Source organism: Agrobacterium sp. ST15.16.055 (assembly GCF_027956555.1).
Lineage (GTDB): Bacteria > Pseudomonadota > Alphaproteobacteria > Rhizobiales > Rhizobiaceae > Agrobacterium > Agrobacterium salinitolerans.
On sequence record NZ_JAQKGN010000002.1, the window covers coordinates 490,178 to 505,731 of the forward strand.

At 58.6% G+C, this 15,554-nt stretch carries 16 protein-coding genes; 6 read left to right on the forward strand and 10 right to left on the reverse strand.

Going from position 1 to position 15,554, the window contains the following annotated elements; genetic code table 11:
• Positions 1-2: 2 nt before the first annotated feature.
• The 4 genes from queF to PL599_RS05610 form a co-directional block, all read right to left on the reverse strand.
• On the reverse strand, positions 3-467 hold the full coding sequence (gene queF / locus PL599_RS05595) for a preQ(1) synthase (protein WP_137410785.1): 465 nt from the start codon (positions 465-467) through the stop codon (positions 3-5).
• A 16-nt stretch (positions 468-483) separates the two neighbouring features.
• Positions 484-1,398, reverse strand: a complete 915-nt coding sequence (locus PL599_RS05600) for a cation diffusion facilitator family transporter (protein ID WP_142911752.1) — start codon at positions 1,396-1,398, stop codon at positions 484-486.
• A gap of 156 nt (positions 1,399-1,554) precedes the next feature.
• Positions 1,555-1,956 (reverse strand): glyoxalase superfamily protein, encoded by a 402-nt coding sequence (locus tag PL599_RS05605; protein WP_142911753.1) that lies wholly within the window; start codon positions 1,954-1,956, stop codon positions 1,555-1,557.
• Between the two features lie 67 nt (positions 1,957-2,023).
• Positions 2,024-3,130, reverse strand: a complete 1,107-nt coding sequence (locus PL599_RS05610; protein ID WP_269825203.1) for a branched-chain amino acid ABC transporter substrate-binding protein — start codon at positions 3,128-3,130, stop codon at positions 2,024-2,026.
• A gap of 285 nt (positions 3,131-3,415) precedes the next feature.
• Here PL599_RS05610 and PL599_RS05615 point away from each other — a divergent pair, with 285 nt between their 5' ends.
• Positions 3,416-4,591, forward strand: a complete 1,176-nt coding sequence (locus tag PL599_RS05615) for a DUF3095 domain-containing protein (protein ID WP_077981544.1) — start codon at positions 3,416-3,418, stop codon at positions 4,589-4,591.
• A gap of 130 nt (positions 4,592-4,721) precedes the next feature.
• On the opposite strand, the gene PL599_RS05620 is transcribed toward PL599_RS05615, so the two are convergent.
• From PL599_RS05620 to PL599_RS05635, 4 genes are all read right to left on the reverse strand, one after another.
• Positions 4,722-5,042 (reverse strand): ArsR/SmtB family transcription factor, encoded by a 321-nt coding sequence (locus PL599_RS05620; protein WP_006314636.1) that lies wholly within the window; start codon positions 5,040-5,042, stop codon positions 4,722-4,724.
• Between the two features lie 544 nt (positions 5,043-5,586).
• Entirely contained in the window at positions 5,587-6,633 is a 1,047-nt protein-coding gene (gene choV / locus PL599_RS05625; protein WP_191217489.1) for a choline ABC transporter ATP-binding protein, read from the reverse strand.
• Positions 6,630-7,481, reverse strand: a complete 852-nt coding sequence (gene choW / locus PL599_RS05630; RefSeq protein WP_077981628.1) for a choline ABC transporter permease subunit — start codon at positions 7,479-7,481, stop codon at positions 6,630-6,632. Before choW ends, choV begins: the two co-directional genes overlap by 4 nt.
• 285 nt (positions 7,482-7,766) lie before the next feature.
• Positions 7,767-8,669, reverse strand: a complete 903-nt coding sequence (locus PL599_RS05635; RefSeq protein WP_416372218.1) for a choline ABC transporter substrate-binding protein — start codon at positions 8,667-8,669, stop codon at positions 7,767-7,769.
• An 8-nt stretch (positions 8,670-8,677) separates the two neighbouring features.
• Between PL599_RS05635 and PL599_RS05640 the strand changes: the two genes are divergently transcribed.
• The 4 genes from PL599_RS05640 (at position 8,678) to PL599_RS05655 (ending at position 11,593) form a co-directional block, all read left to right on the forward strand.
• Positions 8,678-9,028, forward strand: a complete 351-nt coding sequence (locus tag PL599_RS05640) for a hypothetical protein (protein WP_165691079.1) — start codon at positions 8,678-8,680, stop codon at positions 9,026-9,028.
• A gap of 25 nt (positions 9,029-9,053) precedes the next feature.
• Positions 9,054-9,635, forward strand: coding sequence for a thymidine kinase (locus PL599_RS05645; RefSeq protein ID WP_077981541.1), 582 nt, complete (start codon positions 9,054-9,056; stop codon positions 9,633-9,635).
• Between the two features lie 113 nt (positions 9,636-9,748).
• On the forward strand, positions 9,749-10,201 hold the full coding sequence (locus tag PL599_RS05650) for a pseudoazurin (protein ID WP_269825201.1): 453 nt from the start codon (positions 9,749-9,751) through the stop codon (positions 10,199-10,201).
• A gap of 234 nt (positions 10,202-10,435) precedes the next feature.
• Positions 10,436-11,593 (forward strand): DUF2333 family protein, encoded by a 1,158-nt coding sequence (locus PL599_RS05655; protein ID WP_269825200.1) that lies wholly within the window; start codon positions 10,436-10,438, stop codon positions 11,591-11,593.
• Between the two features lie 30 nt (positions 11,594-11,623).
• Here PL599_RS05655 and PL599_RS05660 read toward each other — a convergent pair whose 3' ends face one another.
• The gene (locus PL599_RS05660) at positions 11,624-12,340 is read right to left on the reverse strand and encodes a helix-turn-helix transcriptional regulator (RefSeq protein WP_137410790.1); all 717 of its coding nucleotides are present in this window, start codon (positions 12,338-12,340) and stop codon (positions 11,624-11,626) included.
• 100 nt (positions 12,341-12,440) lie between these two features.
• On the reverse strand, positions 12,441-12,962 hold the full coding sequence (locus PL599_RS05665) for a TIGR00645 family protein (protein WP_077981537.1): 522 nt from the start codon (positions 12,960-12,962) through the stop codon (positions 12,441-12,443).
• Positions 12,963-13,304: 342 nt separating this feature from the next.
• Between PL599_RS05665 and PL599_RS05670 the strand changes: the two genes are divergently transcribed.
• Positions 13,305-15,545, forward strand: coding sequence for a TonB-dependent hemoglobin/transferrin/lactoferrin family receptor (locus PL599_RS05670; protein ID WP_269825199.1), 2,241 nt, complete (start codon positions 13,305-13,307; stop codon positions 15,543-15,545).
• Positions 15,546-15,554: the final 9 nt, after the last annotated feature.

Here is a 15,554-nt window from a genome sequence, read left to right on the forward strand (position 1 = left end):
GATCAGCCGCGACCGCGATAGGTGGGAACGCCCTGATCCGGCAGCCACACACCTTCAGGCGCCGGTCCGGTCTGCCAGAAGACGTCGATCGGAATGCCGCCACGCGGATACCAGTAAGCGCCGATGCGCAGCCATTTCGGCTGCAGCAGCTCCACCAGCCGCTTGGCAATATAGACCGAGCAATCCTCATGGAATGCGCCGTGGTTGCGGAAGGACTGCAAAAACAACTTCAGCGACTTGGATTCCACCAGGAAATCACCCGGAATATAGTCGATGACGATATGGGCGAAATCCGGCTGGCCGGTCATCGGGCAAAGCGATGTGAATTCGGGCGCAGTGAAGCGCACGACATAATCGGTGCCGGCATTGCCGTTCGGCACTTTTTCGAGCACGGCCTTTTCCGGGCTCTCAGGCGTATCGACCTTCGTGCCCAGCTGCGACAGGCCGGAAACATCCGTCACGGACATGGAAAACTCCTGTTTTTCAAACAATCACTTTGACGCCATGCGCCTTTTCGCCCTCAGGCTCGACGTGAATGGCAAGGCTGGCGCCGGGTATGACGTCCCTTATGGCATCTTCGAGGCGGTCGCAAATATCATGCGCCTCGCGCACCGTCATGACAGCAGGGACCACGACGTGAAAATCGATGAAGGCGGCCGAGCCGGCGCGACGTGTCCGCAGATCGTGTACGCCAATCACACCGCCGGAATGTTCGGCGATGGCCTTCTTGATCGCCTCGTCCTCTTCCGGCTCCACGGCCCGATCCATCAGCCCGCCAAGCGAATGCAGAATGACCTTCGATCCCTGGAACAGGATGTTTATGGCCACCAGAATGGCAAGCAGCGGATCGAGAATGGCGTAGCCCGTCAGCAATGCAAGGACAAGGCCGACGAGAACACCCGCCGAGGTAACGACATCCGACATGATGTGGTGGCCATCGGCCGCAAGCGCGGGTGAGGAATGTTTTTTGCCGACGCGAATCAGGATTATCGCCCAGACAGCATTAACGATACCGGCCACGGCATTGATCGCAAGGCCAAGCACCGGCGCTTCCGGCAATCTCGGATTGAACAGAGCGCCCCAGGCCTCCTGCACGATCAGGAGCGCGGCAACGACGATGAGTACACCCTCCACGACCGCGGAAATATATTCCGCTTTATGGTGGCCGAACTGGTGGTCGTCATCGGCCGGCTTCTGCGCATAGCGAATGACGAAATAGGCGATGAAGGCCGCGACCACGTTCACGGTCGATTCCAGACCGTCCGATAAAAGCGCGACCGAGCCCGTGACCCACCAGGCCACGAGCTTCAGGCCAAGGACGCCGAAAGAAAGCGGGATGCCCCAGAATGCGAGCTTACGGACCAGCGCCCCGGCCGGCATATTGCCTTCATTGTTCATTTTCTGCCCCCGTGCGGATGCGAACGAATTGCATCATCAAGTGCCAAAACGCACGAACCGCGCGCACGGGGTCTCCGTACGCGCGGTTCGCTATTTGCGCGTTCTATCCTTCAAACGGAGAACAAGGTCAAGGGCCTTGAGCCCTCGTCCAAAACGTCATGCTTCGCTTTTTTGCTCGCAGAAACGAATGCGGTTGCCAAACGGATCGGTCACTTCCATCACATCGCCCCATGGCAGTTCTTCAACGCCCGGCTTCATGAAGCGATAGTCCTTCGCCGCCAGTTCCTGTTGATAGGCGTGAACGCCGTGCATGGTGACGAAGATGTTGGAACCCGGCGTCGCATCCCCATGATGGCCGCTGAGGTGAAGCCCCATTCCGGCTCGTGAAACCTGCATATAGAGCGGGAAATTATCGCCGAATCGGTGTTCCCAATCGACCCCGAAACCGAGAAACTCGACATAGAACTCCCGCGCCTTGGCCTCGTCGAAGATCCGGACAATCGGGAACGTCCGTCCGAAGCCGATGTCTCCAAAAATCTGTTTCCCGGCGTCGCCCATGCTGCCTTGACCCATTTTCGGCCGCAAAAATGAAACCGGCCGCACAGGTGCGGCCGGTAGGATCAGCTTATTCGGCTGCGACGATCTTGCCGTCCTGCCACTTGAAAAGCGAGAAGGCCTGCGAGGTCAGGTCGCCGTTTTCGCCGTAGGTCACCTTGCCGATTGCGGTCGGGAAAGCATCACCGCTTTTCAGGGCCGTGGCGACGGCTTCGGAATCCTTGGCGCTTCCGGCCTTCTCGATGCCGGCCTTCAGCACTTCAACAGCGGCATAGGCGTTGAGCGTGAAGGCTTCCGCCGGAATGTTGGCGGCCTTCAGCGCTTCGGCAGCGGCCTTGGAATCGTCGTTCTTCAGCGCGTCGGAAGCGTTGGTGAAGATCGTGCCTTCGCCAGCCTGCGAGCCGATGTTCCAGAACTCGCTGTTCGACAAGCCGTCACCGCCGATAACGGCAGCCTTGGAGCCGATATCCTTCAGCTGACGCACCAGAAGACCCGCTTCCGGATGGTAACCGCCGAAATAGACGATGTCGACATTGTCGGACTTCAGACGGGCCGTCAGCGCGCCGAGATCCTTTTCGCCGGGCGTCAGCGCGTCGTAGAGCACTTCGGTCACGCCGCCGGCGTTCAGCGTGGTCTTGAAGGCGTCTGCCAGACCTTTGCCGTAAGCGCCCTTGTCGTGAATGATGGCGATCTTCTTGTCCTTGAGGTTGGCGAGAACATATTTCGCCGCAACCTCGGCCTGCTGGTCGTCACGACCGCAGGTGCGGAAAACGTTGGAAAGGCTGCGGTTGGTCAGGCCCGGCGCGGTCGCCGTCGGCGTCACCATCAGCACGCCGTTTTCGGCAAAGACATCCGATGCCGGAATGGCGACGCCGGACGTCACAGGACCGACGACGAAGTGGATGCCCTCGGCAACAAGCTGGTTGGCCGCGGAAACGCCCTGCTTCGGCTCACCGCCGTCATCGGCAAGCTTCAGCACGACCTGTTCGCCGAGGATGCCGCCCTTCTTGTTGATTTCATTGACTGCCGTCTGGGCGCCGTTCTTAACCTGGTCGCCATAGGCGGCGACAGGACCGGTGAGCGGCGCAATCAGGCCGATGACGATCTCGGCATGAGCAAGGGGTGCGAATGCGAAGGACGCTGCAAGCGTCACGCTGGTCAATGTCTTCAGTTTCATCCTGGTGTCTCCTTAAAGGGGGTCGCGGGACCCGGTGAGCGCCATGGGCGCCGACCGAATGAAACTATCGGACGCCTCCCGGCGAAAACTCGTTCCATTTTTGAATTCCGAGCCTTCCACTCAACTCATACGGAAGGTTTGATGATTTATGCAAGTCACCTTTGCTGGATTAGCTCTATTAGCGGTAAATCAATCGCCGGATCGACCGTGATTGCGCCATCGGAAAGGACGCATCGGCTTTCCGTAAACGCTTGGCGTTTGGTCGCCGCTGGAGGATAATACGCCATGATCGCAGCAGATGAAGAATTTCTGACGGGCCTGCCCGTCTTCCGGCATTTTGAAGATGTGGCCGACCCGACGCTTTATCGCGCCCTGCCGCCGGGATGGGGGCTGGCCATCGCCGATATCGTCGATTCGACTTCGGCCATCGGCACCGGCCGCTACAAGGCCGTCAATATGGCGGGTGCGGCGGTCATATCAGGCGTATCGAACAGTCTCGGGCGTCACGACCTGCCTTTCGTTTTCGGCGGCGATGGCGCCGCCGTCACGGTGCCGCCCCAGGGGCTGCCTGTCGCACGAACGGCACTTTCGAATGTGCAGCGTTGGGTAAAGGACGATCTCGATCTTGCCATGCGCGTGGCGCTGGTTCCCATCGAGGATATTCGTGAGAATGGCTTCGATATTCGCGTCGCGCGCTTTCAGGCAAGCGAGGATGTTTCCTACGCCATGTTCTCAGGTGGCGGCAACAGCTGGGCGGAAGCGCGGATGAAGGACGGGCAATATGCCCTGCCCGCCGCAGAAACGGGCGAACGCCCCGATCTCACCGGTCTTTCCTGCCGCTGGAACCCCATTCCGGCAACCCACGGCAAGGTGGTGTCGATTATCGCCGTGCCGGGACCGTCGCGGGACATGCCGGCATTCCGTCAGCTGGTCATCGATCTCGTTGATCTCGCCGAGCAGGATGCAAGACACGGCCACCCCGTGCCGGAGGATGGGCCGAAACTCGGTTTCGTGCGCGAGGGTCTTAGCCTCGAAGCCCGGGCCGGCGCTGCCTATCACGATGCCTGGGGCAGGATGCGCCGCTCGTTTCGCATCCTGGGTGAAAGCTTCCTCGTCAATCTCCTCGGTTTGACCAAACTGTCGCTTGGACGATTTAATGCGGATCGTTACAGACGCTCGGTCGCCAGCAACACCGATTTCAGGAAATTCGACGACGGTCTGAAGATGACCGTTGATATCGACGCCGCCCGACTCGAAAATATCCGCGCGCGGCTGGAACAGGGGCGCCTGTCGGGAAGCTGTTATTACGGCCTGCACGAACAGGATGCCGCATTGATGACCTGTATTGTTCCATCTCCGCTTTCGAGAGACCACATGCATTTCGTGGATGGCGCCGACGGCGGATATGCCGCTGCAGCAACCCGCCTCAAACAACAGATACAAACGGCTGCGCCGGTATGAAAACCGCGCTAATATGCAGCCCCGATCCCTGTGCCGGATGCAGCCGCGGGAAGGCCGCTGAAAAGAAAAACCGGCGTCGTGCGCCGGTTTCAATTGGGTGATGCTGCCGGGCCTTAACAGGACCTTGGGATCAAGCCGCAGTCTTGCTGCTTTTCTGCGCCTGGCAGTAGATGTCCTCGAGTGAAGCAAGGATCTTCTTCACGGATTCGGAGTTGCTGGAGTAATAGATGGTCTGCGCATCCCGTCGTGTCTTCACCAGTCGCTGCGCACGCAATTTCGACAAATGCTGCGAGAGAGCGGACTGACTGAGGCCAACCTGAGAAGCGAGAACACCAACAGGCACTTCCGTATCCACCAGCGTGCACAAGATCATCAGGCGCTTTGGGTTCGCCATCGCTGAGAGCAAGTCTGCAGCGGCGATGCTGTGTTCCGACAGAGATTGATTATCCATACGCTCAAGTCTCCTGATGACAGTCCGAGAGACGGTCATGGTGGCAATAATAGGTGTTCTAAAGGTGTTTTTATAATTCGGTCGATACGTTGTATATACCTAAATCTTGCTTATATCGCGCCCCTTCCAAAGACTATTCTTGACCGATTATTTACTTAATAAATTGTGATTAATTTATCGGCGTTTCGCCTGATTTTATGAAAAATATAATAAAATTATGTATTAGAAATAGCATCCATAAGAAATAAGAGATTAAAAATTGAGCACTTCAATACCAACGCTCGATGCCGGATTTTGACGCCACAATCTATTACCACCTTAAATTTGATAGCGAACCAAAGAATCTAGATTAACATTGCGCAATTTTCGCCGAATTTGCAATATGATTTTTATTAGTAATTATTTTAATGCATAACTTGTGAGGTCAAAAAATATTCTTTGCTGCCGTGGGAAGGTATAATTTGCGCCGCAGAGACCTCGCCGGAAAAGACGAAGGGCCCTCCACGACGGAAGACCCTTTCTTTTTTGGGGGAGAGGCGAATCGCTATTTCTTGCGGTGACGCGTCAGCCCCGCCACAACTTCATCGGCGGAAATCGTGCCGACGATCGCACCATTGTCGACAACGCCGATCGCGCCGGAATGTTTTGACAGCGCATCGAGAATATCGATCAGCGGCGATGACGGACGGGCGGTGGCGGCGACTGCCATCTGTCCATTGCGTTCGTCCACGCCCCTTTTCATCACATCGGCGGCGGTCAGCATGGAGATCGGGTTCATGTTCTGCACAAAATCCGCGACATAGGGCGTGGCCGGCTGCTTGACGATCTGCTGCGGCGTTCCGCACTGGATGATGCGTCCGCCTTCCATCATGGCGATACGGTTACCGATGCGGAAGGCCTCGTCCAGATCGTGGCTGACGAAGAGAATCGTTTTCTTCAGCCGGCTCTGGAATTCCAGAAGTTCGTCCTGCAGGCGGCTTCTGATGAGGGGATCGAGCGCCGAGAACGGCTCGTCCATCAACAGGATCGGCGCGCCGGTGGCGAAGGCTCTGGCCAGCCCCACGCGCTGCTGCATGCCGCCGGAAAGCTCGCCCACCTTGCGGTCGGCCCAGGCGGAAAGATTGACCAGTTCGAGCTGCTCGGCGACCATGCGCTTGCGCTCGGCTTCCGGCACGCCGGAAAGCTCAAGCCCGAAGCCGACATTGTCGGCCACATTGCGCCAGGGCAGCAGGCCGAATTGCTGGAAGACCATGGAGACCGTGTGCATGCGCAGGTCACGCAACGTTTTCGCAGGGCAGCGATAGGGATCGACATAACCCGAACTGGTCTTCACGCCGACATTGCCGCGCACCACGGGCGCAAGCCCGTTGACGGCCCGGAGCAGCGTCGATTTGCCGGATCCGGAAAGCCCCATGAGGACGAGAATCTCGCCTTCCTTGACGGACAGCGAGGCATTGGCGACACCGAGCACCAGCCCGGTTTCGGCATTGATCTCCTCACGCGTACTGCCCTTGTCGATCAGCGGCAAAGCAGCATCGGGCCGGTTGCCGAAAACGATATCGACATTTCCGAAGATGATAGCATCACTCATAGATCATCCTCCGCGCCGGGAAGTCGGAAAAGTCGGTCGAGAACGATCGCCAGTATGACGATGCACAATCCCGCTTCGAAGCCCATGGCTATATTGACGGTATTGAGCGCGCGCACCACCGGCACCCCCAGGCCATTGGCGCCCACAAGCGCGGAAATGACCACCATCGACAGCGACAGCATGATCGTCTGGGTGAGACCGGCCATGATCTGCGGCGCGGCGAAGGGAAGCTCCACCTTGCGCAGAACCTGCGATGGCGTGGCGCCAAAGGCGACGGCCGCCTCCACCAGCGCCGGCGGGGTCGAGACGATACCGAGACGGGTCAGCCGCACGGGAGCTGGAATGGCGAAGATGACGGTGGCGATGAGCCCCGGAACCATGCCGAGACCGAACAGCACCAGCGCCGGAATGAGATAAACGAAGGTGGGGATGGTCTGCATCAGGTCCAGCACCGGGCGCATACCGGCATAAATCCATTTGCGCCTTGCCGCCAATATGCCGAGCGGTATGCCGATGATCATGCACACGGTGCTGGCGGCGATGACAAGCGCCAGCGTCTCCGTCGTCGCCTTCCAGTAGCCAAGATTGATGATGAGCAGCAGGCCGAGCGCGGTGAAGACGGGCATGCCGACTGAGCGGCGCGTCCAGGCCGAAAGCGCCGTCAGGATCGCCACGATGATAAGCGGATGCGGCGCCTGCAACACATAAAGCAGGGCGTTGATGACACCTTGGAAAATGAAGGAAAGCCAATCGAAGAAAAAAGCGAGATTGCCGGTCAGCCAGTCGATGGCCTCCTTGGCATATCGGCCGACGGGCAGGCGGTTTTCAGAAGCGCTGAGCCATTCCACGGTAAGAAAAGACCTTTCGTGAACTAAAACAATTCCGGCAAAACTGCAGAGCGGTTTTGCCTCCGGAATTGCGCAGACAACAAAGAAATAGAGCATCGTCATCCCGTTTCACCGGGATTGCTCCAATGCAAAAATGACGGCCGGCAACAAAACTGCCGGACGCGGTGCTGGCGCATGACCTTCAATGTCTGAAAATTCACAGGCAAGGTCATGCATGGGCATCGTTATTTCCCGCTGATCCGGCCTGCCGCGCAGGCCGGATACAGTCATGCATCGTCTTGCGGCTTAGAGGCCGAGAGCTTTCTTGGCGGCAGGCAGGGCATCAGCGCTGCCGTCCTTGGTCTTGACATTGGCGAGCCAGGGCTCGATCGCCGTCGGATTGGCCTTCAGCCAGGCGGTTGCAGCCGCCTCGCCCTCAAGGCCGTCATTCAGGATCTTGCCCATGATCTCGTTTTCCATGGGCAGGGAAAATTGCAGGTTCTTGAGGAAGGCGCCCACATTCGGGCATTCCTCGACGTAGCCCTTGCGGACATTGGTATGGATCGTCGCGCCACCGAGATTGGGGCCGAAGACATCGTCGCCGCCGGTCAGATAGGTCAGTTTGAAATTCGCATTCATGGGATGCGGTTCCCAGCCGAGGAAGACGATGGGCTCGCCGGATTTTTCAGCGCGGGCCACCTGGGAGAGCATACCCTGTTCGGACGACTCGACCACCTCGAACGACTTCAGACCGAAACTGTCCTTGGCCACCATGTCGAGAATCAGGCGATTGCCGTCATTGCCCGGCTCGATGCCATAGATCTTGCCGCCGAGTTCGGCGCTGTGGGTGGCGATGTCCTTGAAGTCCTTGATACCGAGTTCGGCGCCCTTGGCGTTGGTCGCCAGCGTGTATTTCGCGCCGGTCAGGTTTTCCCGTAGCGTCTCGACGGATTTGTCTTCGCGGTAAGGCGCGATATCGCCTTCCATGGTCGGCATCCAGTTGCCGAGGAAGACGTCGATGTCCTTGTTTTTCAGGGATGTGTAGGTGACGGGTACGGAGAGAAGCTTGACGTCGGTTTCATAGCCAAGGCTTTTCAGAAGCACGGTGGCGGTCGCCGTTGTGGCGGTGATGTCGGTCCAGCCGACATCGGAAAAGCGCACTGTGCCACAGCTTGCCGGTTCCGCAGCACCGGCCGCACTGAACGTCATGGAGGAGATTGCTGCGGCCAGGGCCAGACAGCGGCTTCTATTTGCAAACATATGGCTTGCTCCCTGTTTTTCGTTCCCTTGCCATTATCAATATCTGCCGGACACAATCAACTCGCGCGCATTTGCGTGCTTTGGCGCACCGTTTGCGACAAAATCGTGAAAATGTCGGTATTCAGCGGAGCAATGTCGAAAAAGGACAGACCGTAGAAATCTGTGTTTTTCACATAGCCATACTTTTCAACCCGCCTCTTCGCCGTCAAAAGACGCTGAATGCAGCATCGGCTGGAAATCCGGGACCGATTGTGAAACACGGTGTGCCGATTGATGAGGCCGGAGCATTCAAACGCACGTCGGAATGATGAAACGGTGCTCCTGGAGTGGATAATGGCAAAACTCTATTTCAATTATTCGACGATGAATGCCGGCAAATCGACCATGCTGCTGCAGGCCTCCTATAATTATCAGGAGCGCGGCATGCGCACGCTGATTTTCACCGCTGCCTTTGACGACCGGGCCGGCGTCGGCCGTGTTGCTTCGCGCATCGGTCTGTCCTCCGACGCCCTGACCTTCGATGACAAAACCGACCTGTTCGCCGAGGTATCGGCCCTCACCGCCGAAGCGCCGGTCGCCTGCGTTTTTGTCGATGAAGCCAACTTTCTCTCCGAACACCATGTCTGGCAGCTTGCCGACATTGTCGACAGGCTGAACATCCCGGTCATGACCTACGGCCTGCGCACGGACTTTCAGGGCAAGCTCTTCCCCGCCTCGAAAGAACTGCTCGCCATTGCCGACGAGCTTCGCGAAATCCGCACCATCTGCCATTGCGGCCGCAAGGCGACGATGGTGGCCCGCTTCGACAGTGAAGGAAAGGTCGTGACGGAAGGCGCGCAGATCGATGTCGGCGGCAACGAGAAATATGTTTCCTTCTGCCGCCGCCACTGGGTGGAGACGTTTAAGGGCGAGTGAACATCTGCGTCCGGTTGCCGCATTTGATTTTCCGCAAAGATGGCCGCCCTGCTCCCGGGCTAAGACGACGGCGACACATTCGCGTGGATGTGCTTTCTCTCAGGAGCAAAACTATGCAGAACAGAACTGCCAAATTCGCCGGCCTCGCCATTCTCGCAGGTCTTTTCGCCTTTCCCGCCCTTGCTGCCGAAATCGAAGTGAAGATGCTCAACAAGGGCAGCGACGGCCAGGCGATGGTCTTCGAACCCGCAACCGTCAAGGCCGCCGTCGGCGACGTCATCACTTTCGTACCGGTCGACAAGGGCCATGACGCGGCAGCCGTGAAGGACATGATCCCCGAGGGGGTCGCCGAGTTCAAGGGCAAGATGAACGAGGCGGTGAAGGTCACGGTCGAGAAGGAAGGCGCCTACGTCGTCAAATGCACACCGCATCTCGGCATGGGCATGATCGCCCTTGTCGTCGTCGGCGATGCGGCGCCGGCCAATCTTGACGCCGTCAAGAACGGCAAACTGCCGAAAAAGGCGCGCGACCGCCTGAATGACGAGATCGCCAAGCTCGGCCTCTAACCACATATGCCTTGGGTTCCGCGGCGGCTGTTCCACAATCCGTGTGAAAAGCCATGACGGCCGGCGCGGACCGCAGGTTGAGAAAAGTTTCGCAATCATGTTGTATCCCGGTTGACCGGGACATATCTGGAAGACAGTAAATGACCGCGGCTTATACCAAGCGCCGAAGGGTGCGGGCGGACCGAGGTCTTTCTTCCGGCGTCCAGCCCCACGGGCAGAGGAGACTATGACGACATGATCGACCGGATCACCGCCTGGATTCAGGCAGCCTTCAGCGCCATCGGCAGGGCCGCCGGTCTTCTCGTCGCCTGGCTTCTGTGGCCCTTCATGGCCGCCCACGGCTGGTACAGCGGCCGCAACTGGCTCATCAAGGGCCCGATTGCTCTGATCGTCATCCTGCTGGCCGGTTTCTACGGATATTTTGTCTGGCAGACGCAGGTCTGGACGAATTTCGATCCGGATTACATTTCCCGTTACAAACTTGCCGAACGCACCGTGCCCCCCGGACAGGAATTGCCGGCCGTAACCCCTGCTGCCGCCGCCGGCGCAACCGGTGTAGCCGCAAACACATCCGCGCCGGTCTGCCAGCGTTCGGCCATCGTTGACGCGGCCGCCGACCTTACCGATTTCAACGTCAACCAGAACGCATGGATTTCCTCCATGCTGCTCTATCGCCTCGGCCTCTTCGGCATGGACTGGGACAGCACGCCGTTTCTGGACAACAAGGCGTCTTTCCAGCGCGGCGTAAACCAGGCCGTGCGCCGCACCTCGGTGGAACTGGTGGATACGCTCGGCCGCGTGCGCGGAACCTCCGGCATCAACAACAATCTCCAGGAAGCACGCGGGAACATGCAGTTCAGCGAATATTCCTGGTATTTCGGCCTCGATCCCTTCGGCCCGAAGACGCCGACCCCCAGCTATTACCGCGCCGCCATCCGCAGCTTCCAGGCCTTCAACGGCGAACTCACGGCCTGCAAGGCGGTTTTTGACACCCGCGCCGACAACCTGATCCAGTTCATCGACCGTATCGCCGGCGACATCGGTTCGACTTCGGCGATCCTTCGCGAACGTTCGGAAAACTATAATGGCGGCTGGTTCGATACCCGCGCCGATGACCGCTTCTGGTTCGCCTATGGCCAGCTTTACGGTTATTACGGCGTGCTTTCCGCGGCCGGATCGGACTTCGCGCAGGTCATCCGCGAGCGCAACCTGACCAACCTATGGAACGACACGCTGTCGCAGACCCGCGCAGCTCTGCGCATACAGCCGGCGATCATTTCCAATGGTGAGGAAAGCGGCTGGATCATGCCCTCGCACCTCGCCACCATGGGATTTTACGTTTTACGGGTGCGCTCGAATCTCGTCGAGCTTCGCTCGGTTCTCGACCGGTAAGGCGAGGCCTGCCGGGAACGACAGGATCGATCAGTCTATCAGGCCAAGGCGTATGGTCTTGGCCACCAGCTGGGTGCGGTTGACGCAGTCGAGCTTGCGGATGGCGTTGTTCATATAGGCATTGACGGTATGTTCCGAGATGGACAGAAGCTCGGCTATCTCCACGGAGGTCTTTCCCTGCGCCGTCCAGCGCACCACATCGAGTTCACGCTTCGTCAGCGGTGATGGACCTTTTGAGTTGGTGCGGCAAAGCCGGTCATAAACCTCCAGCGCATGCAGCACGATCATGCCCAGCTCGTTGAGCGCGGCTTGCGGCAGGAGATCGCGATCGCCCGCGAAATTCATCAGATGCCGGTTGCCGTACATGCCATGCACCGGCACCATCAGACCGGACGTAATGCCCATGCTGCTCAGCGAGGCCGCCGCATCCACCAGCGGTCCGCAGGCAATATCCGGATCCTGCAGCGACCAATATTGCGGCATCATCGACGACGCGCCGCGCTTGATGACGGGACAGTCCCCAAGCGCGCCATCCCTGGTCATTGCATTCACGACCCAGATGGGCAGGCTGCTTTCGACAACCGTCGGCAGGGCATAGGCATTCTGGCCGTCGGGCAACCGCAACAGGGTCACATAGGCGTAACCGAAGGCGCGCATCACTTCCCGCAGCGCCTCCAGCCATTGGGATTTGTCGGCGGCAGCCGACAGATCGCTGCAAAGCCTGGCCTGACGCTCCGTCTTCACCATTCACACACCCCCGCCACCCCGGGACGCAGCGCCCGGAGCGAGAAACATGCGGCATGGCCAGAACGGGGTTGCGACCTTCATATCGGCTGGACCACCCTGATCAAAGCACCGGCTTTTCGGATTTGCCTTTCGGCTTGGCCATCAGTTTTTCCAGGAAACCGAGCATGACCGCCGAGACGACAAAAGCCAGATGAATGATGGTGAACCACATCAACTTGCTGTCCGAATATTGACTGGCGTTGAGGAAGATTTGCAGCAGGTGGATCGACGAGATCGCCACGATCGACGACGCGACCTTGATCTTCAGGCTGCCGGAATCGAGCTTGCCCAGAAAGGAAACCTCGGCATCGGCATCGTCGAAGCGGCTGACGAAGTTCTCGTAACCGGAAATCATCACCATGACGATCAGGCTGGCAACCAGCGCCGCATCGATCAGACCCAGCATGGCGAGGATCATGTCCGCTTCGTCATAGGTGAAAACGTTCTTGGCAACTTTCAGAAACTTGAGCGCGAAGGAAAACGCATAAACCGCCAGCGCCGCGACGAGCCCGAGATAAAAAACGACGAGCAACCAGCGGCTGGAGAGGATGATCCGCTCAACGAGCAGTTCAAGAGACTTCATTTCCGTATCCGATTAATAGTCCATTTATTGTACCGCCATGTAAACTGGCTGCGAATATCCTAGCAAGCCGCCATGTCCGGACTTTGACCATACCGTGGCGTTTTCCCACCTATTCACCGATCAGGTCCGAGAACGGATAAGCGTCATATTTTTGCAACATGCCGTTATGCTTTAAAACATGATTAGAAAAGTCATATATAATATGTTGACAGTTATCATCATGTTTTTTAGTCCTCGCTTATCGGCTCGCCCGTAACAATCAAAACAGTTTCAGCCGCAGCGGCAAGCGCGGCGTGCCTTCGCACGCCGCGGCCCGTTCGCGCGCCTACCTGGGGGTAATTAATGTCCATTTCGCGCACGCATTCCGCGCTGCTTTTGTGCACTGCCATCTCTCTTCTGCCGCTTGCCGGCCCCGCCCTGGCACAGAATGCCGCGTCACAGGCGGACGGCGCCACCACGCTTGAAAGGATCGTCGTCAAGGGCAAGCGTGTCAAAAGCGCCGATGCCGCCGCTGACACGCCGCTGGCGAGCCAGACGACAGCGGAAGACATCCGCAAAAAAGACATCGGCAGCATCAAGGACCTCGGCAACAGCACGGAACCGGGCGTCGATTACGTCGATGCCAAGCCCGGCCGGCCCGGCGGCCTGTTCATTCGCGGCCTCGGCGGCGCGCGTGTCGTCACCTTGATCGACAATATTCCCGTTCCCTTCTTCGAAAACTTCGCCCGGCAGGGTCAGGCCACGACCACCCTCAGCAATACGAGTTCGAGCTTCGATTTTTCCTCGCTCTCGACGGTCGATGTGGTGCGTGGCGCAGATTCCAGCCGTATCGGCTCCGGTGCTCTCGGCGGCGCGCTGGTGCTGCGCACGCTCGAGCCGGAAGACCTGATCGGCGAAGGCAAGGACTGGGGCGGTGTGGCAAAGACCACCTATGACAGCGAAGACAGAAGCGTGGGCGGATCGCTCGCTGTCGCCAAGAAGATCGAGAATACGTCAGTTCTGTTCCAGGGCTCCTACAAGCGCGGCAACGAGACAGACAACAAGGGCACGGCCGATATCTACGGAACACGCCGCACCAAGCCAAACCCCGCCGACACCTACGAAAGCAACCTGATGTTCAAGATCCGGCAGGATCTGGAGGGCGGTCACAGCATCGGGCTGACGGCCGAGCGTTATTCGCTGAGAAACCGTAGCGACATGAAGACCCTGCAGGGCGTGAGCGTTTCAGGCTCGACCTACCGGATCGGCGATTACCGGGGCTACGAGGATACGGAGCGTGATCGCGTATCGCTCGATTACGAATACGAAGCGCCCTCGACCGACGGCGTGATCGATGCCGCCAATCTTTCGCTCTACTGGACGCGTCTTTCCAAGGAGTCCGGCGCCGGTGACCGCCTGACCAATAATTCGCTCTATATTCGCGAAGACAGCATGCGCAACAGCGCCTTCGGCATCGTCGGCGGCCTTGAATCCGGCTTCGAGCTTGGCGGCGTGCAGCACACGGTCCGTTTCGGTGGCAACGCCATGACGACCGATTTCAGCCAGGAGCTTTTCGCCAACACGGCCGGCGTGACCTCTTCGTCCCAGTCCGACATGCCTGACGTGAGCGGCAAGAGCCTCGGCCTTTATCTCGATGACGAAATTGCCTTCGGCAACGGCTTCCGCCTGACCCCCGGCCTGCGCTTCGATTCCTATGACTACGACCCGGACGGCTCGGTTTCGAGCAACAGCGGCTACAGAACGTTTGGCCTGCCGACCGGCAATAGCGGTTCGCGCTTCTCGCCGAAGCTTCTCGCGACCTATGACGTCACGCCGGAACTGCAACTCTTCGCCCAATGGTCGATGGCCTATCGCGCCCCAACGATTAACGAACTCTACCTGAACTTCTCCAACGTCAGCTCCGGTTACGCGGTGGTCGGCAATTCCGCCCTCAATCCCGAGACCAGCAACGGTTTCGAAATCGGCGCGAACTACGCCTCCGGCGACCTGACGGGAAGCCTGACGCTATTCCACAACAAGTACAAAAACTTCATCGAGCAGTACACGACCTCGACGACGCTCTTCCCCGGCTTCGGTGGCAGGGGCAACGGCTCGCTCTTCACCTATCGCAACCGTAACAACGTCGAAATATCAGGTGTCGAAGCCAAGGTCCGCAAGGATCTCGCAAACGGCTTCTTCGCCCATGCTTCGCTCGCTTACGCCTATGGCAAGGACACCGACACCAACGAATTCATTCGCACGGTCGCGCCCTTCAAATCCGTCGTCGGCATCGGCTACGAGCAGGACGTCTGGGGCACGGAACTGACCGGTGTCTTCTCCTCCGGCATGCGTGACGACAGGGTGGCCAACACCTTCGACGCCCCCGGCTACGGCGTCTTCAACCTGACCGGCTGGTGGGAACCGGAACAGACCAAGGGCCTGCGTATCCAGGCCGGCATCTACAATCTGTTCGACAGGAAATACTGGAATGCCGTCGGTGTTCGCGACGTGAACCCGAATTCCGTCAGCACCGTCAACCAGCCGGCCGACTTCTATACGGAAGCCGGACGCACCTTCAAAATTTCTCTGACCCAGAAATTCTAAAACCGGGCA

Coding starts and splice junctions, on each gene's coding strand:
- PL599_RS05660 (WP_137410790.1), bottom strand. CDS start 12,340: ATGGTGAAGACGGAGCGTCAGGCCAGGCTTTGCAGCGATCTGTCGGCT.
- PL599_RS05645 (WP_077981541.1), top strand. CDS start 9,054: ATGGCAAAACTCTATTTCAATTATTCGACGATGAATGCCGGCAAATCG.
- PL599_RS05615 (WP_077981544.1), top strand. CDS start 3,416: ATGATCGCAGCAGATGAAGAATTTCTGACGGGCCTGCCCGTCTTCCGG.
- queF (WP_137410785.1), bottom strand. CDS start 467: ATGTCCGTGACGGATGTTTCCGGCCTGTCGCAGCTGGGCACGAAGGTC.
- PL599_RS05665 (WP_077981537.1), bottom strand. CDS start 12,962: ATGAAGTCTCTTGAACTGCTCGTTGAGCGGATCATCCTCTCCAGCCGC.
- choV (WP_191217489.1), bottom strand. CDS start 6,633: ATGAGTGATGCTATCATCTTCGGAAATGTCGATATCGTTTTCGGCAAC.
- PL599_RS05605 (WP_142911753.1), bottom strand. CDS start 1,956: ATGGGCGACGCCGGGAAACAGATTTTTGGAGACATCGGCTTCGGACGG.
- PL599_RS05650 (WP_269825201.1), top strand. CDS start 9,749: ATGCAGAACAGAACTGCCAAATTCGCCGGCCTCGCCATTCTCGCAGGT.
- PL599_RS05670 (WP_269825199.1), top strand. CDS start 13,305: ATGTCCATTTCGCGCACGCATTCCGCGCTGCTTTTGTGCACTGCCATC.
- PL599_RS05600 (WP_142911752.1), bottom strand. CDS start 1,398: ATGAACAATGAAGGCAATATGCCGGCCGGGGCGCTGGTCCGTAAGCTC.
- PL599_RS05635 (WP_416372218.1), bottom strand. CDS start 8,669: ATGACGTTCAGTGCGGCCGGTGCTGCGGAACCGGCAAGCTGTGGCACA.
- PL599_RS05655 (WP_269825200.1), top strand. CDS start 10,436: ATGATCGACCGGATCACCGCCTGGATTCAGGCAGCCTTCAGCGCCATC.
- PL599_RS05610 (WP_269825203.1), bottom strand. CDS start 3,130: ATGAAACTGAAGACATTGACCAGCGTGACGCTTGCAGCGTCCTTCGCA.
- PL599_RS05620 (WP_006314636.1), bottom strand. CDS start 5,042: ATGGATAATCAATCTCTGTCGGAACACAGCATCGCCGCTGCAGACTTG.